Genomic DNA, 23,363 nt, shown 5'->3' with positions numbered 1-23,363 from the left:
CGGCGAAGGGGCCGGACCGCTTCACGCGGTCCGGCCCCTTCGCCGTGTCTGCGCCTCGCTCAGGCCGAGTAGGGCTTGGCCGCGAGGATCGTCACCGAGGCCGTCCTGCCGTTCGGCAGCTCGTACTCCGCGTCGTCGCCGACCTTCTTGCCGTTCACGCCGACGCCCAGCGGCGACTGCGGCGAGTACGTCTCGATGTCGGAACTCGCGTACTCGCGCGACGCCATCAGGAACGTCAGGGTGTCGTTCTCGTCGCCGTCGAAGGCGATCGTGACGACCATGCCGGGCTCGACGATGCCGTCGTCCGCCGGGGCCTCGCCGACCTTGGCGTTGTCCAGGAGCTGGGTCAGCTGGCGCACACGGAGCTCCTGCTTGCCCTGCTCCTCCTTGGCCGCGTGGTACCCGCCGTTCTCCCGCAGGTCCCCCTCCTCACGCGCTGCCTCGATCTTCTTGGCGATCTCGGTGCGCGCCGGACCAGACAGGTACTCCAGCTCGGCCTTGAGCTGGTTGTACGCCTCCTGGGTCAGCCAGGTGACGTTGTCGCTGGTCTGGGTCACAGGTGCTCCTCGTAGGTACTGGGAATACAAAGCATCGCCCTACCCAGAAGAATGTTCCTCCACGGGCGGGCGAAACCACGAGCCTAACAATTCCCGCGGGAAAGGGGGAGGACGAAAGTCCCAGTGGATGAAGAACCCCTGCTCAGCGGGGCGCCACGGGTGACATCACCCGGCGTGGCAGCCCATCAGCTCCGCGCTGGTCGCCTGCCGGGTCGTACGGATCTTCACGACCTGGTCGATGCGGCTCTCACCCTCGTGGCCGATGCGCACATCCAGCCGGCCGACCTCGCCGCCGTCCTCCGCGAGAGCCCGCAGTGTGCAGCTGCCCGTGGCGGCCTCGTCCTTGCGCACCTCGAGATGCACCTGGACCTCGTCCGCGCCCTCGGTCACATCGAACTTGATCACTTCGGCGCTGATCTTCGTGCCCGCGACGTAGTCGTAGCCGAACCAGCCGACGAGGCCGAGCAGGCCCACCCCGAGCACGGCGCCCACGATCCGCAGCTTGCGGTCCGCGTGCTCGTCCGCGGAGCGTCCATAGCGCCCCTGCGGAAGCTTCTCGCCGACAGCCGCCATGATCGTTCCTCTCAAGAGCCGGATGCAGGAATTTTCCGTCCCCCGATTCGGTCACTATATGAGTTGCACGACGCGACTATTCATTGAGGATCGAGTCTTGACTGAGCAGCTGCGACTGATGGCCGTGCACGCCCACCCCGACGACGAGTCGAGCAAGGGCGCGGCGACGATGGCCAAGTATGTGTCCGAGGGGGTGGACGTGCTGGTCGTGACCTGCACGGGGGGCGAGCGCGGCTCCATCCTCAATCCGAAGCTCCAGGGCGACGCCTACATCGAGGAGAACATCCACGAGGTCCGCAGGAAGGAGATGGAAGAGGCGCGCGAGATCCTCGGCGTCAAGCAGGAGTGGCTCGGCTTCGTCGACTCCGGCCTGCCCGAGGGTGACCCGCTGCCGCCGCTTCCGCAGGGCTGCTTCGCCCTCGAGGACGTCGACAAGGCGGCCGGTGAGCTGGTGCGCAAGATCCGCGCCTTCCGTCCCCAGGTCATCACGACCTACGACGAGAACGGCGGCTACCCGCACCCCGACCACATCATGACCCACAAGATCACGATGGTGGCGTTCGAAGGGGCGGCCGACCGGGAGAAGTTCCCGGAGTCCGAGTACGGCGAGGCCTACCAGCCGCAGAAGCTCTACTACAACCAGGGCTTCAACCGCCCGCGCACGGTTGCCCTCCACGAGGCGCTGCTCGCGCGCGGCATCGAGTCCCCCTACGGGGAGTGGCTGGAGCGCTGGAAGGAGTTCCAGCGCACGGAGCGGACGCTGACCACGTACGTGCCGTGTGCCGACTTCTTCGAGACCCGCGACCGGGCGCTGATCGCGCACGCCACGCAGATCGACCCGGAGGGCGGCTGGTTCCGCGTCCCCATGGAGATCCAGCAGGAGGTCTGGCCGACGGAGGAGTACGAGCTGGCGAAGTCGCTCGTCGATACTTCCCTCCCCGAGGACGACCTCTTCGCGGGCGTCCGCGACAATGCCTGACATGAGCGCAAGCGCAAACCTCGCAATGACGCACATGGCCACCCTCGCCAAGGAGCTCGACGAGAACAAGGTCACCCCTGGTGTCCTGGGCTTTCTCGTCTTCGCGGCGCTGGCGGTCGGTGTGTGGGCCCTGATGAAGTCCATGAACCGCCACATGGGCCGGGTGAACTTCGAGGAGGCTCCGGACCCGGACTCCGCGAAGTCCGCGCCCGAGAGCCGCACGACGGGCTCGGCCTCGGCCTGACGCCGTCACGCATGGGCCCGGGCCGCCGCAGCGGTCCGGGCCCATGAGGCTGCCCGGCGCCCGGGACCCGGCGCGTCCAGGGGAGTCCGTCCATGCCTGCCACGGCGCATGAGGCTGCCCTGCCGCTACCGCGCCGTCTCCACCCGCACCCCCATGACCTCCCGCGCGTGCCGGTTCGGGACCAGGCCGAGGTGCCAGGCCTGCCAGCCGTCCTCGAGGCGCACGCCGCGCTCCAGCATCACCGCCAGGGCCTCGGCGCAGTCCTCCAGCTTGGCGTCGCGCGACGGGTGCGTGGCGGCCATCAGCCGGGACAGCTCCTCCTGGGCCACCACCGTGCCCACCTCGATGCCGCCCGGGGACGCGTACGGCAGGAGCGTGCAGCGCAGGAAGCGCGCCCAGTCGGCGCCGCGCTCGTCGCCGTACGAGGTGAACAGGGCCGCCGCCTCGCCGCACAGGTCCAGCGCCTGCGGCGCACGGTTGTTGCCCCCGTCGATCATCGCCAGTTCCAGGCAGGTCCACGCCTCGCCGTGCGCGAGCCCGATACGGGAGAAGTCGGCACGGGCGTCGACGAGGAGCTGGCGGGCGAAGCCGGAGTTGCGCAGGCTTCCGGTGCGGGCAGCGAGCTGGTCGCGGGTGACCCGGCCCGAGTGGTGGCGGGCGCAGGCCAGCCCGTACACGTCCCGCATCCGCGAGAACATCGTCCGCGCCCTCTCCAAATCCCGTACCGCCTGGTCGCGGTCGCCCGCCTCCTCCAGGGCTTGGCCCAGGTAGTACAGCGTCCACCCCTCGCCGCGGGCGTCCTCGTTCTCGCGGTGGCGGGCCAGCGCCTGGCGGAGCCCCTCCACGGCGGGCGCCGGGTCGCCGTCGACGAGGCGGGCACGCGCCAGCTGCGTGAGTGCCCATGCCTCACCGCGGCCGTCGTGGGTGCGGCTGTACAGCTCGAGGGCCTCCCGCAGCGCGGACTCGGCGGCCGGTACGTCGCCTGTCCGCAGTGACACCTGGCCCAGGTGGAACCGGGTCCACGCCTCACCGTGCAGCGACTCGCCCTCCTGGTGCAGCGCCAGCGCGGCCTCCAGCAGCCGCACCGCCTCGGCGAGGTTCGCCCGGTCGCGCTCCACGGCCGCCAGGGCGTGCAGCGACCAGGCACGGTCCTCCGCCTGCTCGTCGGAGGCCTGCAGGTCGATCGCCTCGTGCAGCTTGGCCGCGGCCTCCGTGAGATTGCCCTGGTGGTGGAGCGTGATCCCCAGCGAGCACAGCGCGAGGGCCGCCCCCGCGTCCTGGTGCGCGTCCTGGTACAGACCCACGACCGACGAGAGCGTCGTACGCGCCTTGTCCAGGTCACCGAGCTGCCGGGCCGCGATACCCGTGCGCCAGCGCACCGAACGCTCCAGCAGACCCTGGTCCACGGCCTGCGTCAGCTCGCTGATCTCGCCCAGCCGGTAGAGGTCGCCGCGCAGCAGGCAGTAGTCGCACAAGGCGCCCAGCAGCCCCAGCACGGCTTGCTGGTCGACGCCTTCCGCGTGCCGCAGCGCGGACGTGATGAAGCTGGACTCCTCGTCGAGCCAGCGCAGCGCCGCGTCGAGCGAGGGGAAGCCGTATGCCCCGAACCGGCCCGCACGCGTGGACATCTTGCCGTCGACCATGCGGATCACCGCGCCTGCCAGCTCGGCGTAGTTGTGGATCAGCCGCTCCTGCGCGGCGGCGCGGTCGGGGGCGTCCTCCTCGTCCAGCAGCCGGGCCCGGGCGAAGGCGCGCACCGCGTCGTGCAGCCGGTATCGCTCGGAGCGCACATGGTCGATCAGCCCCGCCTGCGCGAGGGCCCCCAGCAGCCGCTTCGCCTCCTGGTCGCCGGTGGCCAGCAGCGCCGCCGCGGCGGCCGGGCCGAGCGACGCCCGTCCCGCCAGCGCGAGCCGCCGCAGCAGCCGCTGTGCCTGCTCGGACTGGTCGGTGTAGCGCAGCCGCAGGGCCCGCTCGACCGGATCGGCCGGCCCGTACGCCGCGAGATCCGCGGCCAGCTTGTCGGCGGAGCGCTCTGCGAGCGACGAGCCCGCCACCCGCAGCGCCAGCGGCAGTCCGCCGCACAACTCCTTCACCTCGTCGGCCGACTGCGCGTCGTACGGCCCCGGTGAAGCCTCCCCGGCCGCGGCCCGCAGGAGCTCCTCCGCGCCCGCCGCGTCCAGGGCGTCCACCGGCAGCTGGTGCACCCGGGCCGGGACGTCGTCGGGCAGGTCGAGCGGCGCGCGGGACGTCACCAGCACCAGGCTGTCCGACCGCTCCGGTATCAGCGTGCGCACCTGGGCAGCGTCGCTCGCGTCGTCCAGTACCACCGTCACCGGCAGGTCGGTCAGATGCTGGTGGTACAGCTCGCCCAGCCGCCGGACCTGCTGCTCGGCGGACGACCTCTCGCGGAACAGCAGTTGCTCGCGCGGGGCGCCGAGCCGGTTCAGCAGGTGCAGCAGCGCGTCACGGGTGGCCAGCGGCTGCTCGCTCTCGCCCCGCAGATCGACCACGCAGGCGCCGCGGAACAGGTCCTTGAGGTGCTGTGCCGCCCGCACGGCGAGCGTGGTGCGCCCGGAACCGAGCTCGCCGTGGAGCACCACGACCACCGGACGCGTCCGGGTCGACGCGCGGGCGGCCTGCACCCACTGCGTGATCTGCGCCATCTCCTCCCGCCGGCCCGCGAACGGGCCCCCCGGCTGCGGCAGATGCCCGAACGACTGCTCCAGCACGGACCTGCGGCGCGCGGCGGCCGACCGGTCCGCCCCACGCAGCTGCGGCACCACAGAGGCCTTCTTCGCGGTGGAGGGACGCGTCGACGAGGCCAGCATCCGCTGCTGGTCCAGGAACGGGCGGATGCCCCGTACCTCCAGGGCGGTCAGCCACTGCAGCCGCAGCTGCTCCGCACCGCCCGGCTGCCCCAGGGCCCCGGCCCTGCGGTGCGCGGCCGGCCAGTGGGAGGCGGTCACCTTGGCGACGGTGGTCGCCGCCCCGGCCACGGCGACGACGGCGCCCGCGCCGAACGCGGTGCCCATGGCCGTCCCGAGTGCTACGTCCGCGCCGACGGCGGCGGCTGCGGCAACGGCCGTGACCAGGACCGGTGTTGCGAGGTTCTTCCGGCTGAACCGTTCGGCCAGCGGCAGCTGCCCTGCCTCCGCCTCCTCGAGCGCCTGCTCGTACGCGGCGTACTCCTCGCTCGCGCTCGCCGCCATGGAGTCGAGCGCGGCCCGGCTGCGGGCAAGCAGCGCGCCCCCGTCGAACCGGCCGCCGGACCGCCCCTCCTCCTCCTCCACTGCGCGTGCCAACAGCCGTTCCGCTTCCGCCCGGTGGCTGTCCCGCATGTATGTCCCCCGCCCCCCGGGAAGGACCCGGTTTCCGTGTGGCTACCCATCTGTTGCACCGTCAAGTGTCGTTGCCCCGGGGGGGAAGTGCGAGGGTTTCCGGTGGGGACGGATCGGGAGCGGCCGTCGGCTCAGAGCGCGCCGAGGCCGACCTCGACGGCGAACGGCGCAACGGCCTTCACCACGCCGGTGAACACGTCCGCGTCCCGGTGGACGCGGGTCGCCGGGTCCAGGACGTACGTGTAGACGAGCGGGACGCCCGTCACGTGTACCCGGCTGCCTCCAGCTCTTGAAGGCGTCGGCGACGCGCTTCTCGCTCTCGGGGAAGCGTTGGGCGATGGCCCGTATCGAGATGACTGTTCCCGCCTTGAGGGACTGGACATGCGTGGACAGCCCGATGGCCGTGAGGGTGAGGTTCTCGTGCTGGGCGAGGCGGTTCCCGATCACGGTGAAGCGCTCCGGGTGGCGGATGTTGATGTGCTGCACACGTGACCACCTGGCAGGATCGCGACGACTGACGCGGCCGCAGCCGCGCCGGACCCGCCCCCGGGCCACGGCGCAGGCTGTGCGCGAGGATGGAGGCATGGCGAACCGACTTGCGCAGGCCACGTCCCCGTACCTCCTCCAGCACGCCGAGAACCCCGTCGACTGGTGGCAGTGGGAGCCTGCCGCCTTCGAGGAGGCGAGGCGGCGCAACGTGCCGGTGTTCCTGAGCGTCGGGTACAGCAGCTGCCACTGGTGTCATGTGCTCGCGCACGAGAGCTTCGAGGACGCGGACACCGCCGCGTACATGAACGAGCACTTCGTCAACATCAAGGTCGACCGTGAGGAGCGGCCCGATGTCGACGCCGTGTACATGGAGGCCGTTCAGGCGGCGACCGGGCAGGGCGGCTGGCCGATGTCCGTGTGGATGACCGCCGAGGGGGAGCCGTTCTACTTCGGTACGTACTTCCCGCCCGCGCCCCGGCACGGGATGCCGTCCTTCCGGCAGGTGCTGGAGGGTGTCGGCGAGGCGTGGACCGGGCGGCCGGAGGAGGTGGCCGAGGTCGCGCGGAAGATCACCCGCGATCTGGCGTCGCGCTCCCTCGCGCACGGCGGGCAGGGCGTGCCGGGCGAGGAGGAGCTCGCGGGCGCCCTGCTCGGGCTGACCCGGGACTACGACGAGCGGCACGGCGGGTTCGGCGGTGCGCCGAAGTTCCCGCCGTCGATGGTCCTCGAGTTCCTGCTGCGGCACCATGCCCGCACGGGCGCGCAGGGCGCCCTGGAGATGGCCGCGCACACCTGTGAGGCGATGGCACGCGGTGGCATCTACGACCAGCTCGGCGGCGGCTTCGCCCGGTACTCGGTTGACAGGGAATTCACGGTTCCGCACTTCGAGAAGATGCTCTACGACAACGCCCTGCTGTGCCGCGTCTACGCCCACCTGTGGCGCGCCACCGGCAGCGACCTGGCGCGGCGGGTCGCGCTGGAGACCGCGGACTTCCTGGTGCGCGAGATGCGCACCGCCGAGGGTGGGTTCGCCTCCGCGCTGGACGCGGACAGCGACACGGCGGACGGCGGTCACGCCGAGGGCGCGTTCTACGTGTGGACGCCGGCGCAGCTGCGCGAGGTGCTCGGCGACGAGGACGGGGCGCGGGCGGCGGAGATGTTCGGCGTCACGGAGGAGGGCACCTTCGAGGAGGGCGCCTCCGTCCTGCAACTCCCGCGCGGCGAGGCGGAGGAAGGTATCAGGAGCAGGCTGCTCGCGGCCCGCGAGGAGCGGCCGCGCCCGGGCCGCGACGACAAGGTGGTGGCGGCCTGGAACGGGCTCGCCATCGCCGCGCTCGCCGAGACCGGGGCGTACTTCGACCGCCCGGACCTGGTCGAGCGGGCCACCGAGGCCGCGGACCTGCTGGTCCGGGTGCACATGGACTTCTCCGCGGGCGGCGTACGTCTCGCCCGCACGTCCAAGGACGGCAGGGCCGGCGCCAACGCGGGTGTACTCGAGGACTACGCCGATGTGGCGGAGGGCTTCCTCGCCCTCGCGGCCGTCGGCGGCGAGGGCACGTGGCTGGAGTTCGCCGGCTTCCTGCTGGACATCGTCATCGACCAGTTCACCGCGGAGGGCGGGGCGCTGTACGACACCGCGCACGACGCGGAGCAGCTGATCCGGCGTCCCCAGGACCCCACGGACAACGCCGCGCCCTCGGGCTGGTCGGCGGCTGCCGGCGCGCTTCTGCTGTACGCGGCGCACACGGGGTCGGAGGCCCATCGCGCCGCTGCGGAAGGCGCGTTGGGGGTGGTGAAGGCTCTGGGCCCGCGTGCTCCGCGGTTCATCGGATGGGGGCTCGCGGTGGCGGAGGCGCTGTTGGACGGGCCGCGCGAGGTGGCGGTCGTCGGCCCTCAGGGCGACCCGGCGGTAAGGGAGTTGCACCGTACGGCGCTGCTGGGCACGGCACCCGGACTGGCCGTCGCCGTCGGCGAGCCGGACAGTGACGAGTTTCCGTTGCTGCGGGACCGTCCTTTGGTGAACGGCAGTTCGGCAGCCTATGTCTGCCGCGGATTCGTGTGCGATTCACCGACCACAAGCGCATCAGAACTTGTCCGAAAACTCACCAGCTGAGAGCAGAACTACGGAATTTAACGGACGAGCACCGGAACGCAATCCTCCGCCTCTATTGTCCTGAACGACGAAAGTCGGCGTGCGTACTGGGGAGTGCGCGCGTGGGGGAAGCGCGTCGGCGGCCAGGGGGGTCCTTGCCGCGGCGCGAGGGGCCTAGGGGGGCTTGTGCTCATATCGGTGTTCGTTGCTGCCATTTCGGTGGCGCTTTTCTGGATGGCCGCTTTCACGCTGTGGTGGCAGATGCATGCCTGGCGTACGCCGGAAACTCTCGCGGCAACGCGATTCGACAGCCCGGACGGCGGCGTCGGACTGTCGTTCTCGCTGCTGCTGCCGGCCCGGCACGAGCAGGCGGTGCTGGAACACACCATCGAGCGGCTGCTGGAATCCAGCCACTCCAACTTCGAGATCATCGTGATCGTCGGCCACGACGATCCCGAGACGGCCGCGGTCGCCGAGCGGGCCGCCGAGCGGGACCCGGTCCGGGTGCGGGTCATCACCGACACCCATGAGGTCAAGAACAAACCCAAGGCGCTCAACACCGCGCTCCCGCACTGCCGCGGCGACATCGTCGGCGTCTTCGACGCGGAGGACCAGGTCCATCCCGAGCTGCTCGCGCACGTCGACCACGCCTTCACCTCCACCGGCGCCGACGTGGTCCAGGGCGGGGTGCAGCTGATCAACTTCCACTCCAGCTGGTACAGCCTGCGGAACTGCCTCGAGTACTTCTTCTGGTTCCGCAGCAGGCTCCATCTGCACGCGCAGAAGGGTTTCATCCCGCTCGGCGGCAACACCGTCTTCGTACGGACGGCGGTGCTGCGCCAGGCCGACGGCTGGGACCCGAACTGCCTCGCCGAGGACTGCGACCTCGGTGTGCGGCTGTCGTCCGTGGGCAAGAAGGTCGTCGTCGCCTACGACAGCGACATGGTCACCCGGGAGGAGACCCCGGGCACCCTGATGAGCCTGCTCAAACAGCGCACCCGCTGGAATCAGGGATTCCTTCAGGTCTACCGCAAGAAGGACTGGAAGCAACTGCCGGGACGGGGACAGCGGATGCTGGCCCGCTACACCCTGATGACGCCTTTCCTGCAGGCCTTCTCCGGCGTGATCATCCCGCTGAACGTCGCGATCGCGCTCTTCCTCGACGTCCCTGTCGGGATCGCCATCGTGACCTTCCTGCCCCTGATCACGGCCATGGTGACCTTCGTCTTCGAGATCGTCGGACTGCACGACTTCGGCAAGCAGTACGGCATGCGGGTCCGAGCCGTGCACTACCTCAAGCTCATCGTCGGCGGGCCCTTCTACCAGGTACTGCTCGCCGGCGCCGCCGTGCGCGCGGTCTGGCGGGAGCAGCGCGGCCGTAACGAGTGGGAGCTGACGAGCCATGTCGGCGCGCACCTCACCGATGTGACCGAGATGAGAGAGGACGCCCGACGGTGACGACGACCCTGCCTCCGGCCCCCGAAACCACCCAGCCGGTCCCGGCCGCCCGCACGTCGGCGACCGCCGCCGACATCACCCCTGTACAGATACGCAGGGTTGTACGGTTCCGCAGCTCGCGGCCCGACCTGCTGCTGTGCGGCGTACTGCTCTGCGTGATCCTGCTCGTCCAGGGCTGGAACATCACCCACTTCCCGACGCTCAGCGACGACGAGGGCACCTATCTCGCGCAGGCGTGGGCGGTGCAGCAGGGCGAGGGCCTCGCCCACTACACGTACTGGTACGACCATCCGCCGCTCGGCTGGATCCAGATCGCGTTCCTGACCTGGATACCGTCGCTGATCGCGCCGGAGACGATGACCGTCGCCTCGATGCGGTTCGCGATGCTCGCCGTCAGCGCGGCCTGCGCGGTGCTGCTGTACGTCCTGGCGCGCAGGCTGTTCCTGCCGCGGTGGGCGGCAGGGCTGGCGATGGCCCTGTTCGGCCTCTCGCCGCTCTCCGTCGTCCTGCAGCGCGAGATCTTCCTCGACAACATCGCCGTGATGTGGATGCTGCTGGCCTTCTGCCTGGCGGCGTCGCCCAATCGGCACCTGTGGCACCACTTCGCCGCCGGGCTCACCGCCGCCGTCGCCGTGCTCACCAAGGAGACGATGCTGGTGGTGCTGCCGGCGCTGCTGGTGACGATGTGGCGGCACAGTCACCGGGACACCCGCAAGTTCGCTGTGACCGGCGCGATCACGGCCTGCGCGCTGATCGGTCTGTCGTATCCGCTGTTCGCCCTGCTGAACAACGAGCTGTTCCCGGGCGAGGGCCATGTGTCGCTGATCGACGGCATCACCTACCAGATGAGCCGTGAGGGCTCAGGCTCGATCTTCGAGGTGGGCTCCGGCTCGCACGGGGTGTTCCGGTCGTGGCTCTACTACGACCAGGTCCTGCCGCTCGGCGGGCTCGCGGGGGCGGCCCTGCTGCTGCTCACCCTGCGCTGGTCGGTCACGGCGCGGGCGCTCGCGGGCCCGGCACTCGTCGTGGCGATCCTCGCGGTCGTCGCCATGCGCCCGTCGGGCTACCTGCCCGCGATGTACGTGATCCAGGCCCTGCCCTTCCTGGCGCTGGTCCTGGCGGGGGCCGCGGCAGGCGTGGCCCACGCGGTACTGAGGCGGCCGGTCGGCCGAACGTCGCCCAACGTGCCCGCGCGAACCAAGGGGCTTTCGGGCAACGGGAGTCCGGGGGCAGAGCTCCCGACCGGTGACGCCGGGGCAAAGGCCGCGCCCGCACGGGCCCGCCTGGAGCGCAGGGCCCGCCTGGGCCTCGCCACCCTCCTCGCCCTCGCGGCCACCGCCTACATCGCGCCCCGCTGGTACGACGGCAACCGCGACTCCCTCACCCTCGACGCCAACGCCCCCTACCGCGCCGCCGCGGCCTGGATGCAGAACGAGGTCGACGACCCCGCCCGTACCCGCGTACTCGTCGACGACGCCCTGTGGCTGGATCTGGTGCACGACGGTTTCGAACCCGGCACCGGGGCGATCTGGTTCTACAAGGCGGACCTCGACCCCGCGGTGGCGAAGACGATGCCCCGCGGCTGGCGCGACATCGACTACGTCGTCTCCTCGCCGACCGTACGGCGCGACGCCGTGGACCTGCCCAACGTCAAGGCCGCTCTGGAGCATTCGACGCCGGTCGCCACATTCGGCGAGGGCGAGGACCGCATCGAGATCCGCAGGATCGCTGGAGGCGAACTGTGACCACCCCCCGTACGGGCGCCGAGGAACTCGGCGATCCGGAGCTGAGCGCTACCCAGGTGCCCGAACCCGGCGCCGTCTCCCTCGTCGTCCCGACCTTCAACGAGTCCGGCAACATCCGTGAACTGCTGCGCCGGCTCACCGAGTCCGTGCCGTCCCGGCTGCCCTGCGAGGTCCTGTTCGTCGACGACTCCACCGACGACACGCCGGAGGTGATCCGCAGCGCCGCCCAGGACTGCCCGTTTCCGGTCGACGTGCTGCACCGGGACACCCCGACCGGAGGGCTGGGCGGCGCGGTCGTCGAAGGCATGCGGAAGGCGGGCTCCGACTGGATCGTCGTCATGGACGCCGATCTGCAGCACCCCCCGTCGCTCGTGCCGGAGTTGGTCGCGGCGGGGGAGCAGGCGGGCGTGGACCTCGTCGTCGCCAGCCGCTACATCCGCGGCGGCAGCCGGGAAGGGCTCGCGGGCGGCTACCGCATCGCCGTGTCGCGCGGCGCGACCTGGCTGACCAAGGGCCTGTTCCCCCGGCGGCTGCGGGGGATCAGCGACCCGATGAGCGGCTTCTTCGCGATCCGGCGCAGCGTGGTGACCGCCGACATGCTCAAGCCCCTCGGCTACAAGATCCTGCTGGAGCTGGCGGTGCGCTGCCGGCCGGAGACCGTCGCGGAGGTGCCGTTCGTCTTCCAGGACCGCTTCGCGGGGGAGTCGAAGTCGACGGCGAAGGAGGGCATGCGCTTCCTCGGGCATCTCGCCGGGCTGCGTACCGCGTCGCCGGTCGCCCGGATGATCGCGTTCGGGCTGATCGGGCTGACGGGCTTCGTACCGAACCTGCTCGGACTGCACCTGCTGACCGGTGCGGGCATGCACTACCTGCCGGCCGAGATCGTGGCCAACCAGTTCGGCGTGGTCTGGAACTTCCTCCTCATCGAGGTGCTGCTGTTCCGCGACCGCCGGCGACACCGGCACTGGGCGGACCGGGTGGGCCGTTTCGCGCTGCTCGCCAACGCCGATCTGCTGCTGCGCATCCCGCTGATCGCACTGTTCGTGTCGTGGCTGGACATGGCGGTGCTGCCCGCGACGGCGCTGGCCCTGCTGACCACGTTCGTCGTGCGGTTCGCCGCCACGGAGGCGCTGGTCTATCTGCCGCGCCGGGACAGCGCCTCCCGCGTGGCGCCGCAGCCGGACGTACGCGTCAGCCGCCCCTGACCTTCTCTGCCTGCCCCTGCCCCCTCTCGACCGCCTCCTCTCGACCTCTGACCCTCTCGATCCCTGCCCCTCTCGACCCCTGAGCCGTCTCGACCCTTGAGCCGTCTCGACCCTTGAGCCGTCTCGACCCCTGACCTCTCTCGCACGCCACCCGCAAGCCCTGGCAGAGAGCCGCACGAAGGGAACCGCCATGTCACCACCGCCCCCGGCCGCCCGCCGCCGCAGACGCCGAACCGCGCTGCTCGCCATCGGCGCCATGACCACGGGTCTGCTGATGTCCGCGCCCCAGGCGGCCCAGGCGGGGCCGCCGAACCTGATCTCCAACCCCGGCTTCGAGACGGCGGGCAGCGGCGACATGCCGGCCTGCTGGTCGAAGTCCGGCTGGGGCGACAACGACTACACCTTCGAGACGGTCGCCGACGCCCACTCCGGCTCCAAGGCGATGAAGGTTTCGCTGACCCGCCGTGTCGACGGCGACCGCAAGGCCCTGATCACCGAGACCATGGCCTGCGCGCCGCAGGTGACGCCGGACCGGCAGTACGACCTCTCCCTCTGGTACAAGTCCACCACTCCCGACACGTCCGTCACGCTCTTCCGTCACGACACCACGGCGGGCTGGCAGTACTGGACGGACCTCAAGACCCTCGAGATGAGCGCCGGCTACCAGCGTGCCGAGGTCCGCACCCCCGCGGTCCCGCCCGGTACCGACCGGATCGCCTGGGGCGTGTCCGTGTACGGCACCGGCTCCGTCACCACCGACGACTACGTGATGGAGGAGGTGTCCCTCCCCGCGCCCGAACCGCAGTGCACGGCCACGCCCGAGGAGTGCCTCAAGGGCCGCTGGGACGTCCTGCCGATGCAGAACCCGGTGCGCTCCATGCACTCGGTCGTGATGCACAACGGCAAGGTGCTGGTCATCGCCGGCTCGGGCAACGACCCGGCACTGTTCGAGGCGGGCAGCTTCACGTCGGCCGTGTACGACCCGGCGGACGGAACCTTCCGTACGATCCCCACACCCGTCGACATGTTCTGCGCCGGCCATGTGCAGCTCCAGGACGGCAAGATCCTGATCATGTCCGGCAACAAGGGCTATCCGTCCGCCGACGGCACGATCGGCTACCAGGGGCTCAAGGACTCGTTCGTCTTCGACCCGGCGACCGAGACCTACACCCGTACCAACGACATGAACGGCGGCCACTGGTACCCGTCGGCGACGATCCTCGGCAACGGTGACGTCATCTCCTTCGGCGGCCTGAAGGAGGACTCGACCGGCAATGTGACCGCCGAGAAGTTCTCCGCCGCGCAGAACAAGTGGCTGCCCATGAACGAGGTCAACCAGACCTGGTCGTACTGGGGCCTGTACCCGTCGATGATCCTGATGCAGGACGGCCGGCTCTTCTACTCCGGGAGCCACGTCTTCGGCAACGGTACGCCCGGCACCGGCGCCTCCATCTACGACTACGAGGCCAACACCATCACCGACGTCCCCGGCCTCCAGGCCAAGGACGAGCGCGACGAGTCGGCGAGCGTGCTGCTGCCGCCCGCGCAGGACCAGCGGGTGCTGACGATCGGCGGCGGCAACAACGAGACGAACCCCGTCGCCAACCGCTTCACCGACATCATCGACCTCAAGCAGCCCAACCCGGCCTATGTGCACGGCCCGTTGCTCCCCCAGGGCGAGGTCGACCAGGGGCAGGGCCGCCGCCCGCAGACGGGCGCGGAGGGCAAGATGTACGTCTCGGCCGTCCTGTTGCCGGACGGCAAGGTCTTCGAAACCGGCGGCGGGCTGCACGACCGTGCCGACCCGGTGTACGAGGCGTCGTTCTTCGACCCGGTGACCAACACCTACGAGCCGGGGCTCGCGACCGACCCGATCCCGCGCGGCTACCACTCGTCGTCGTTCCTGCTGCCCGACGGCAGGGTGATGTCGGTCGGCGACAACCCGGGCAACGGCACGTACAACCACAACGTGTCGATCTACACGCCGCCTTACCTGCTCAAGGGGGCGCGCCCGCAGATCACCTCGGTGATCGACGGTGAGTGGACGTACGGGGACACCCAGCGGATCACGGTCGACCGGCCCATCGCCAAGGCGGAGCTGATCCGCCCGGCGGCGGTCACGCACTCGTCCGACCCCAACCAGCGCTTCGTGGACCTGCCGATGACGGTCGACGGCAACAACGTCGACCTCAACGTCACCAGCAACCCGAACCTGGCGCCGCCGGGCTGGTACATGCTCTTCGCGGTCGACGCGAACGGTGTGCCGTCGGTGGCCGAGTGGGTGCATCTGGGCGGGCCGCCCGCCATGGCCCGCGCCGCGGCCGACGCCCCGTCGGCGCATGTGCACGACTTCGCCGACGACCTCGCCAAGGCGCCGAAGAAGAAGCAGAAGAAGCGGACTTCGGTCCCGGTGAGCCCGCAGGTCGCCGGCTGCGACCGGCACTACGGCAACGCCGGAGTGTGCGTGCCGACCGTCTTCCCGAAGAAGGTCAAGCGCACGACGGCGGCCCGCTGCGCATGGTTGAAGGACCACGACTACGGCCGCCTGAAGGTCAATGGCGGCGACGACCCCCTGCGTCTCGACCCGAACCGCGACGGCGTGGCGTGCGGGAAGGGGGACGTGCGCAGGCGGTGAACGTCTGACGGTGCGCCGGGCCCTGGCCCCCCGAGGGGGACAGGGCCCGGCGGCGTGTCATGAGGCGTCGCCGGTACCGAGGGCCTGGACGTCGATCATGCTGTACGCCTCGTGGACGTAGACGTTGGTCAGCCGCGGACTGCGGTAGTTCACGGTCTTGTCGGCGACGAACGGCAGGTAGTAGGCCCCGTCGGTGAGCCGGTGGTTGATGTCCCGGTGGATCCGGCCGGCCTCGGCGCGGTCGGTCTCGGCTGCCGCCTTGTCGAACAGCTCGTCGATACGGGGGTCGTCGACCTGGGCGTAGTTGCTGTTGCCGTTCGGGGTGATGAGTCGGCTGTCGGCCAGCGGCCGGAGGAAACCCGTGCCGGTGGGGAAGTCGGCGCCCCAGCCCAGCAGGACCATGCCGATCCCCTTCTTCTTCACCGTGGCTGGGGTGCTGATCAGCGAGTAGAAGCTCGCGAAGTCGTCGATCTGCTCGATGTCCAGGGTGATGCCGACGACCTTCAGGTGGTTCTGCAGGGCGGTGGCCGCCGCGAAATCCTTGGAGTTCCCGCTGCGCACGGCGAGCTTGGCGGTGAAGCCGTCGGCCTTGCCGCACGCCTGCAGCGCCTCCTTGGCCTTGTCGGGCTGCGGCTTGCCCTTGGTCAGGCCGAACGGGTCGTAGTCGTCGGAGCTCAGCATCGTCGGAGGCAGCATGTTGCCGTGCAGCGAGCCGGCCGTCGGACCGCCGCGTGCCGTGCGCAGTGCGTCGGTGCCGACCGCGTACATCACCGCTTCACGGCACTGCTGGTTGTCCAGCGGCGCGGTCTTCGAGACCATCGTGACCATGCGGAGGTAGCCGCTGTGCGGGTTGTCCGCGTCGGCCTTCAGCTTCGGATCGTTGATCACCTTCGAGACGCCGTTCGGTGACAGACCGGCCTGGGAGGCGTCCAGGTCGGCCTTGCCCGTCAGAAGCTCCTGGTCCACCTCGTCGGGGGTCGAACGGATGTCCAGTTCGATGCGGTCCGGCAGTGCCTTGCGGACCGAATCGGTCTCCCGGTCCCAGTTCCCGTTGCGGACGAGCACCAGCTTCCGACCCGGCCGGTACGAGTCGAACTTGTACGGGCCGGAGGACACGGGCTTGTCCCCGTACTCGGCGCGGGTGTCCTTCTCCCGCGGGACGGGAGCCGTCGCGCCCATGGCCAGCAGGTACGGGAACTGGGAGTCGGCCTCGGCCAGCCGGAAGACGAGCGTGAGGTCGTTCGGCGTCTCGATCGACCGCAGCCCGGACTTCGCGCCCCTGTACGGGCCCGGATAGTTCTGCTTCTGGTCCAGGGACTCGAGGAAGTAGGTGGGACCGCCGGTGATCACGTCCTGCGCGAAGATGCGCTCGATGCCGTACTTGACGTCCTTGGCGGTGATCGGTGAACCGTCCTCGAACTTCAGGCCCGGCCTCAGTCTGACGGTGTAGGTCGTGCCGTCGGGGGACACCTCCGGCTGTGCCGCGGCCAGGTCGGGAACGAGGCCGAGACCCTTCTTGCCCGGCGCGGCGGAGTACGTCAGCAGCGTGCGGGTGTACAGGCGCTGCATGTTCCAGACCCACCCGGAGTAGGAGCGCGCCGGGTCCCAGGAGTCGGCGTCCGAGGAACTGATCAGGCGGAGGGTGCCCCCCTGCTTGGAGGACGCGTTGACGACGTTGCCGACCGCGGCGTCGTAGCCCGTGGCCGGGGACGAGGAACCCTGGCCGCTGCCCTTCCCCTGCCCCTTCCCCTCCGTCACGCCCTTGTCCTTCTCCTGGTTGAGAACGAGAGCGGTGACGCCGCCACCGGCGACGAGGGCCACGGCGAGGGCGATCGCCGCGATGCGCCGGCGGCGCGCGCGGGCGGGCCCGTTCGCGGGAGGGCGTGTCGCGGACGACGGGTAGGCGGCCGGCGGCCCGGTGACGAGGTGCGCCTGGGAGAGCGGCGGCTGGGCGACGGGCGGCGCGGGGTACCCCGGCGGACCTGCTGTGACGGGGCCGGGAGCGGGCGCCGCCCGGCCGGACGCGAACGGCGGCACGGACGGGGGTGCGGTCGGCGGCGCGGGCGGCGTGGGCGGAGCCGCGGGACGCTTCGCGAGATCGATCCGGGGATCGGGCGCGGGCACCGGCGTGGCGTTCGGAGTGTCCCCGGCGGCAGTCCCCGACGCCCGGGCGACGAGGGCCGTCGCCACCGCCTCCGGGAGCCAGTCGGTCTCCTTCGGCACCCAGGCTGAGAGCGTCTGCCCGCTCGGCTCGCCGAGCAGCTGCGCGAACTCCGCGAGCAGTTGGGGCACGGTCGGGCGCAGGGCGGGATCCTTGTGCAGGCACCGGGCGATGAAGTCCGTGCCCGGCGGCAGCCCGTTCAGGTTGGGGTCCTCGTACACGGCGCGGAAGTTCACCGAGTGCGGGGCGCCGGTCCCGAACGGGCCCGCCCCGGTGGCGGCGAAGGCCAGCACCGCGCCCAGCGAGAACACGTCGCTGGCGGGGCCGACCGGCTGACCGGTCACCTGCTCCGGTGACATGAACCCGGGAGAGCCGATCACCATCCCCGTCTGGGTGAGGGCGCTCGCCTCGGCGACGATCGAGATGCCGAAGTCGATCACCCGGGGCCCGTCGCCGGCGAGCAGCACGTTCGACGGCTTCAGGTCGCGGTGGATGAGTCCTGCGCCGTGGATGGCCTCCAGGGCTTCCACGAGCCCGGCGCCCAGGACGAGCAGCGAGCGCCGGGGCCACGCCCCATGGCTGCCCACCGCTTCGTCGAGCGGCAGCCCCGGTACGTAGGCGGTGGCGAGCCAGGCGGGCGAGCCGGTGGGATCCGCGTCCACCACGGCCGCCGTGAAGAAGCCGGTGACGCGGCGGGCGGCCTCGACCTCGCGTCCGAACCGCCGCTGGAACTCCGGGTCCCCGGCCAGCTCGTCGCGCACCACCTTGACCGCGACCATTCGGCCGCTGGTGGAGCGCCCCAGGTACACGCGGCCCATGCCGCCCGCGCCCAGGCGCGCGAGAATCCGATACCGCCCCACCTGCCGCGGATCTGCCGCATCCAGCGCTCGCAAGCCGCCCCCCGCCTCTGACCCCGCCCTGGCGATCACCGGAGTCGATTACATCAGATCCCGCCTCGCGGGGCGCCGCCCTCTCGGTCGCCGCCGGGGCCGTGCTCGGGCGACGGCCGAGGGGCCGGGTGTCAGGATTGCTGGTACGCCACCAGTGAGATCCCCACGTAGTGGACGATGAACGCCGCCAGCGTGAGTGAGTGGAACACCTCGTGGAAGCCGAACCACCGCGGCGACGGGTTGGGCCGCTTCAGGCCGTAGATCACGCCGCCCGCGCTGTAGAGCAGGCCGCCGACGATCACCAGGACCAGGACCGCGATGCCGCCCTCGCGCATGAAGTCGGGCAGGAAGAAGACCGCCGCCCAGCCCATCGCTATGTAGCAGGGGGTGTAGAGCCAGCGCGGCGCGCCGACCCAGAAGACCCGGAAGGCGATTCCCGCCACCGCGGCCGCCCAGACCGCCCAGAGGAGCACGCGCCCCGTGGAGTCGGGGAGCAGGAGCAGAGTGAGCGGGGTGTAGGTGCCGGCGATGATCAGGAAGATGTTCGCGTGGTCCAGTCGGCGCAGCACGGCCGTGGCCCGGGGCCCCCAGTTGCCCCGGTGGTAGACGGCGCTCACGCCGAAGAGCAGGCATGCGGTCAGTACGTAGATGCCGCAGGCGATCTGGGCGCGTGTCGAGTCCGCGAGAGCCGTGAGGACGATTCCGGCGACCAGGACGGCGGGAAACATCCCTGCGTGCAGCCAGCCGCGCAGCCTCGGCTTCACCGGGGGAGGATCGATCTCGGTCACTTCGGGCACGGCTGAAGTCATGCCCGCATGCTACCTACGCAACCGTAGGTAACAGTCACGAGTGGTGATGCTCACGTGAGAGGACCTCTGGACATATGGGCATTCGGCATCGATGATCAGATGAGTGCGGTCGGCACCGGATGAGCGCCAGCCAAAAGTAGGTACGAAGCGTCCGGGTCGCAGCCCCCACGGGGCATAAACCTATAAACCCCTCATTTAGGAGCGATCGTGGCGCGCGACATCGCGGCTCCCAGCGTCCCCACCAATCACCAGGAACTGATCTCCTGGGTCGACGAGATCGCGGCAATCACGCAGCCGGACAACATCGTCTGGTGCGACGGTTCCGAGGCTGAGTACGAGCGGCTGGCAGAGGAACTGGTCGCGAAGGGCACGTTCAAGAAGCTCGACCCGATCAAGCGCCCGAACTCGTACTACGCCGCATCCGACCCCACCGACGTCGCCCGCGTGGAGGACCGCACCTTCATCTGCTCCGAGAAGGAGGCGGACGCCGGCCCGACGAACCACTGGAAGGCCCCGGCCGAGATGAAGGAGATCTTCGCCGGTGAGAAGGGGATCTTCCGCGGCTCGATGAAGGGCCGGACGATGTACGTCGTCCCGTTCTGCATGGGCCCGCTCGGCTCGGACCTGTCCGCGATCGGCGTCGAGATCACCGACTCCGCGTACGTCGCCGTCTCCATGCGCACCATGACCCGTATGGGGCAGCCCGTCCTCGACGAGCTCGGCACCGACGGCTTCTTCGTCAAGGCCGTCCACACGCTGGGCGCGCCCCTGACGGAGGGCGAGGCCGACGTTCCGTGGCCGTGCAACTCCACCAAGTACATCTCGCACTTCCCCGAGACCCGCGAGATCTGGTCCTACGGCTCCGGTTACGGCGGCAACGCCCTGCTCGGCAAGAAGTGCTACGCCCTGCGCATCGCGTCCGTCATGGCCCGCGACGAGGGCTGGCTCGCCGAGCACATGCTGATCCTCAAGCTGACCCCGCCGCAGGGCGAGGCCAAGTACGTCGCCGCCGCGTTCCCGTCCGCCTGCGGCAAGACCAACCTCGCCATGCTGGAGCCCACGATCTCCGGCTGGACGGTCGAGACCATCGGCGACGACATCGCCTGGATGCGCTTCGGCGAGGACGGCCGCCTCTACGCGATCAACCCCGAGGCCGGTTTCTTCGGCGTCGCGCCCGGCACCGGCGAGCACACCAACGCCAACGCCATGAAGACCCTCTGGGGCAACGCGGTCTTCACCAACGTGGCACTCACCGACGACAACGACGTCTGGTGGGAGGGCATGACCGAGGAGGCCCCGGCCCACCTCACGGACTGGAAGGGCAACGACTGGACGCCCGAGTCCGGGACCCCGGCCGCGCACCCCAACGCCCGCTTCACCGTCCCCGCCTCGCAGTGCCCGATCGCGGCCCCCGAGTGGGAGGACCCGAAGGGCGTCCCGATCTCCGCGATCCTCTTCGGCGGCCGCCGCGCCTCCGCGGTCCCGCTCGTGACCGAGTCCTTCGACTGGAACCACGGTGTCTTCCTGGGCGCGAACGTCGCCTCGGAGAAGACCGCCGCCGCCGAGGGCAAGGTCGGCGAGCTGCGCCGCGACCCGTTCGCCATGCTGCCGTTCTGCGGCTACAACATGGGCGACTACATGGCGCACTGGATCAAGGTCGGCGCCAACGCCGACCAGGCCAAGCTGCCGAAGATCTACTACGTGAACTGGTTCCGCAAGAACGACGCGGGCAAGTTCGTGTGGCCCGGCTTCGGCGAGAACAGCCGCGTCCTGAAGTGGATCGTGCAGCGCCTCGAGGGCAAGGCCGAGGGGGTCGAGACCCCCATCGGCATCCTGCCGACGCGCGACTCGCTCGACACCGAGGGCCTGGACCTGCCGGAGGAGGACATCGACTTCCTGCTCAAGGTCGACGCCGAGGTCTGGCGCGAGGAGGCCGCTCTGGTCCCCGAGCACCTCAACACCTTCGGCGACCACACGCCCAAGGAGCTGTGGGACGAGTACCGCGCGCTGGTCTCCCGCCTGGGCTGACCGCGTAGACCTCGTGGCGGGGCATCCTGACATCCGCCCTGACCTGTGGGGTCATCCCTGACCCGCCACGTGAAGACGGCCCCCGAAGTCCCCTCAGGCTTCGGGGGCCGAACTCGTCCCCCGACGAGCGGGCCTCGCCTTGCCTGGGTGGCCCCGGTCCACGCGCCTCCCCGGCCCGTGGACCGGGGTCGTCAGGGGGCGCCGACCAGGTACTGGTCCTTGAGGGCGGCGGTGTGGGCGTCCATCCGCTCGGCGGAGAGGATCGCGACGGCGGTGTCGGCGCGCGAGGCGGCGACGACGAGGGCTCGGCCCGCGAGGGCGAGAGCGCGCCGGTGCAGATCGGCGGGGTCGGCGCCGCTGAGGCCCGCATGGCGGGCCGGCGGGGCGCCGCGCAGCCTCGAGATCTGTGCGGCGATGGCTTCCGCGGCCGGCTCGAGACCGAGCTCGTCGGTCACGGCCAGCAGGGCGGAGAGGTGCCCGGCGAGCTGGGTGTCCAGCTCTTCCTCGCGAGTGCGGTGGGGGTACTGCGGCTCGTCGGCCACCGAGTGGACCGACTTGGTGCGGATCGGCTCGTACATGGGGATGGCCTCCTGCTCACAGTCAGGAGACCATCCTACATTGGAACGAGTCTAAAGTTGAGTCCGGTCGGGGCCCGGGGCTACGGCTGCCCGTACCCGCCCAGGAACGTGCCGATCCGGGTCACGGCGTCCGCGAGATCCTGTGCCGCCGGCAGCGTCACGATCCGGAAGTGATCGGGCTCCGGCCAGTTGAACCCCGTGCCGTGCACGACCATGATCTTCTCGGCCCTCAGCAGGTCCAGCACCATCTGCCGGTCGTCCTTGACCTTGTAGACCTTGGGATCGAGCCGCGGGAAGAGATAGAGCGCGCCCTTCGGCTTCACGCAGGTCACGCCCGGGATCTGCGTCAGCAGGTCGTACGCGACGTCCCGCTGCTCGAGGATTCGGCCGCCGGGCAGCACCAGGTCCTCGATCGACTGCCGGCCGCCCAGTGCCGTGGCCACCGCGTGCTGCGAGGGCATGTTGGCGCACAGTCGCATGTTGGCCAGGATCGTCAGGCCCTCGATGTACGAGGAGGCGTGCGCCTTGGGGCCGCAGACCGCCATCCAGCCGGACCGGTAGCCGGCCACCCGGTAGTTCTTGGACAGCCCGTTGAAGGTGAGGACCATCAGGTCCGGGGCGATGGCGGCGGTGGGGGTGTGCGTGGCGCCGTCGTAGAGGATCCTGTCGTAGATCTCGTCCGAGCAAACGACCAGATTGTGGCGCCGGGCGATCTCGGTGAGGCTGCGCAGCATCTCGTCGTCGTAGACGGCGCCGGTCGGGTTGTTCGGGTTGATGATCACGATCGCCTTGGTGCGGTCGGTGATCTTGCGCTCGATGTCCGCCAGGTCGGGCATCCAGTCGGACTGCTCGTCGCACCGGTAGTGCACGGCGGTCCCGCCGGACAGCGACACCGACGCCGTCCACAGCGGATAGTCCGGCGCCGGCACCAGTACCTCGTCGCCGTCGTCGAGCAGCGCCTGCATGGACATCTGGATCAGCTCGGAAACGCCGTTGCCCAGATAGACGTCCTCGACGTCGAGGTCGATCCCCTTGGTCTGGTAGTGCTGCATCACCGCCCGCCGAGCGGACAGCAGCCCCTTCGCGTCGCCGTAGCCGTGTGCGCCACTGAGATTGCGGAGGATGTCCTCGAGGATCTCGGGCGGGCACTCGAAGCCGAAGGCGGCCGGGTTGCCGGTGTTGAGCTTGAGGATGCGATGACCTGCCGCCTCGAGCCGCATCGCCTCCTCGAGGACCGGGCCCCGGATTTCGTAACAGACGTTTGCGAGCTTCGTGGACTGGATCACCTGCATGACGCGAGCTTACGGGTGCCGGGTGGTGATCGCTTCGTGTTATCGGCGACAACACACACGACAGGAATGTCTGGATTATTGGCTTCCTGTGGCTGGGGTCCCCAGAGCCCTTGGAATGCGCAGCGGGAACAGGTGGACAACCTGTGATTCGCCTTGCGGGCATCCGACTGTTGCGCTTGTCACCCAGGGGGCCGACGGGTGGTCCCGGACGCGATAGTGTGTGCGACCACGCAGTGCACGGACCGACCCGGGAGGTGAGCCCCATTTCCGCAGCAGCAGACCGGGTGCCC

Annotated in this window: 15 protein-coding genes and 1 pseudogene; 8 read left to right on the top strand and 8 right to left on the bottom strand. The window is 70.3% G+C overall.

Annotated features, from left to right (window positions below):
- Positions 1-59: 59 nt before the first annotated feature.
- Positions 60-557 carry a transcription elongation factor GreA gene (gene greA, locus ACZ4SA_RS23915; protein WP_468277919.1) on the bottom strand — a complete coding sequence of 166 codons (498 nt, stop codon included), beginning with the start codon at positions 555-557 and terminating at the stop codon, positions 60-62.
- Between the two features lie 165 nt (positions 558-722).
- The gene (locus tag ACZ4SA_RS23910; protein ID WP_468277917.1) at positions 723-1,130 is read right to left on the bottom strand and encodes a DUF4307 domain-containing protein; all 408 of its coding nucleotides are present in this window, start codon (positions 1,128-1,130) and stop codon (positions 723-725) included.
- A 97-nt stretch (positions 1,131-1,227) separates the two neighbouring features.
- On the opposite strand from ACZ4SA_RS23910, the gene mca reads away from it, so the two are divergent.
- Both mca and ACZ4SA_RS23900 read left to right on the top strand, forming a co-directional pair.
- Positions 1,228-2,109: a mycothiol conjugate amidase Mca gene (gene mca, locus ACZ4SA_RS23905; protein WP_468277914.1), complete on the top strand. Its 882-nt coding sequence runs from the start codon at positions 1,228-1,230 to the stop codon at positions 2,107-2,109.
- On the top strand, positions 2,102-2,353 hold the full coding sequence (locus ACZ4SA_RS23900; RefSeq protein WP_468277912.1) for a hypothetical protein: 252 nt from the start codon (positions 2,102-2,104) through the stop codon (positions 2,351-2,353). The genes mca and ACZ4SA_RS23900 overlap by 8 nt, the downstream gene beginning before the upstream one ends.
- Before the next feature lie 125 nt (positions 2,354-2,478).
- Here the strand turns inward: ACZ4SA_RS23900 and ACZ4SA_RS23895 are convergent, their stop codons facing one another.
- Both ACZ4SA_RS23895 and ACZ4SA_RS23890 read right to left on the bottom strand, forming a co-directional pair.
- Positions 2,479-5,691, bottom strand: coding sequence for a tetratricopeptide repeat protein (locus ACZ4SA_RS23895; protein WP_468277910.1), 3,213 nt, complete (start codon positions 5,689-5,691; stop codon positions 2,479-2,481).
- A 131-nt stretch (positions 5,692-5,822) separates the two neighbouring features.
- Positions 5,823-5,954: pseudogene (locus tag ACZ4SA_RS23890) on the bottom strand (Uma2 family endonuclease); the annotation flags it as partial.
- 320 nt (positions 5,955-6,274) lie between these two features.
- Between ACZ4SA_RS23890 and ACZ4SA_RS23885 the strand changes: the two are divergent.
- The 5 genes from ACZ4SA_RS23885 (at position 6,275) to ACZ4SA_RS23865 (ending at position 15,315) form a co-directional block, all read left to right on the top strand.
- On the top strand, positions 6,275-8,293 hold the full coding sequence (locus tag ACZ4SA_RS23885; protein WP_468277907.1) for a thioredoxin domain-containing protein: 2,019 nt from the start codon (positions 6,275-6,277) through the stop codon (positions 8,291-8,293).
- Positions 8,294-8,458: 165 nt separating this feature from the next.
- Positions 8,459-9,730: a glycosyltransferase gene (locus ACZ4SA_RS23880; RefSeq protein WP_468277905.1), complete on the top strand. Its 1,272-nt coding sequence runs from the start codon at positions 8,459-8,461 to the stop codon at positions 9,728-9,730.
- Positions 9,727-11,475 (top strand): ArnT family glycosyltransferase, encoded by a 1,749-nt coding sequence (locus tag ACZ4SA_RS23875; RefSeq protein WP_468277903.1) that lies wholly within the window; start codon positions 9,727-9,729, stop codon positions 11,473-11,475. The genes ACZ4SA_RS23880 and ACZ4SA_RS23875 overlap by 4 nt, the downstream gene beginning before the upstream one ends.
- Positions 11,472-12,680 carry a glycosyltransferase gene (locus tag ACZ4SA_RS23870; protein ID WP_468277901.1) on the top strand — a complete coding sequence of 403 codons (1,209 nt, stop codon included), beginning with the start codon at positions 11,472-11,474 and terminating at the stop codon, positions 12,678-12,680. The genes ACZ4SA_RS23875 and ACZ4SA_RS23870 overlap by 4 nt, the downstream gene beginning before the upstream one ends.
- Positions 12,681-12,936: 256 nt before the next feature.
- A complete protein-coding gene (locus ACZ4SA_RS23865; RefSeq protein ID WP_468278025.1) occupies positions 12,937-15,315 on the top strand; it encodes a galactose oxidase-like domain-containing protein in 2,379 nt (792 codons plus the stop codon).
- A gap of 57 nt (positions 15,316-15,372) precedes the next feature.
- Here the strand turns inward: ACZ4SA_RS23865 and ACZ4SA_RS23860 are convergent, their stop codons facing one another.
- Both ACZ4SA_RS23860 and trhA read right to left on the bottom strand, forming a co-directional pair.
- Complete coding sequence (locus ACZ4SA_RS23860) at positions 15,373-18,336, bottom strand: ABC transporter substrate-binding protein (protein WP_468277899.1); 2,964 nt, start codon at positions 18,334-18,336, stop codon at positions 15,373-15,375.
- A gap of 161 nt (positions 18,337-18,497) precedes the next feature.
- On the bottom strand, positions 18,498-19,175 hold the full coding sequence (trhA, locus tag ACZ4SA_RS23855; RefSeq protein ID WP_468277897.1) for a PAQR family membrane homeostasis protein TrhA: 678 nt from the start codon (positions 19,173-19,175) through the stop codon (positions 18,498-18,500).
- A 207-nt stretch (positions 19,176-19,382) separates the two neighbouring features.
- Between trhA and ACZ4SA_RS23850 the strand changes: the two genes are divergently transcribed.
- Positions 19,383-21,203 carry a phosphoenolpyruvate carboxykinase (GTP) gene (locus ACZ4SA_RS23850; protein WP_468277894.1) on the top strand — a complete coding sequence of 607 codons (1,821 nt, stop codon included), beginning with the start codon at positions 19,383-19,385 and terminating at the stop codon, positions 21,201-21,203.
- A gap of 191 nt (positions 21,204-21,394) precedes the next feature.
- Here the strand turns inward: ACZ4SA_RS23850 and ACZ4SA_RS23845 are convergent, their stop codons facing one another.
- A complete protein-coding gene (locus ACZ4SA_RS23845) occupies positions 21,395-21,781 on the bottom strand; it encodes an SCO4983 family protein (protein ID WP_468277891.1) in 387 nt (128 codons plus the stop codon).
- 80 nt (positions 21,782-21,861) lie between these two features.
- On the bottom strand, positions 21,862-23,073 hold the full coding sequence (locus tag ACZ4SA_RS23840; protein ID WP_468277888.1) for a pyridoxal phosphate-dependent aminotransferase: 1,212 nt from the start codon (positions 23,071-23,073) through the stop codon (positions 21,862-21,864).
- Between the last annotated feature and the right edge of the window lie 290 nt (positions 23,074-23,363).

The sequence above is a fragment of the Streptomyces sp. NPDC027962 genome (assembly GCF_055566095.1).
The sequence above is the reverse complement of the archived record's forward strand: the minus strand, read 5'-3'. Positions and strand labels throughout refer to the sequence as shown.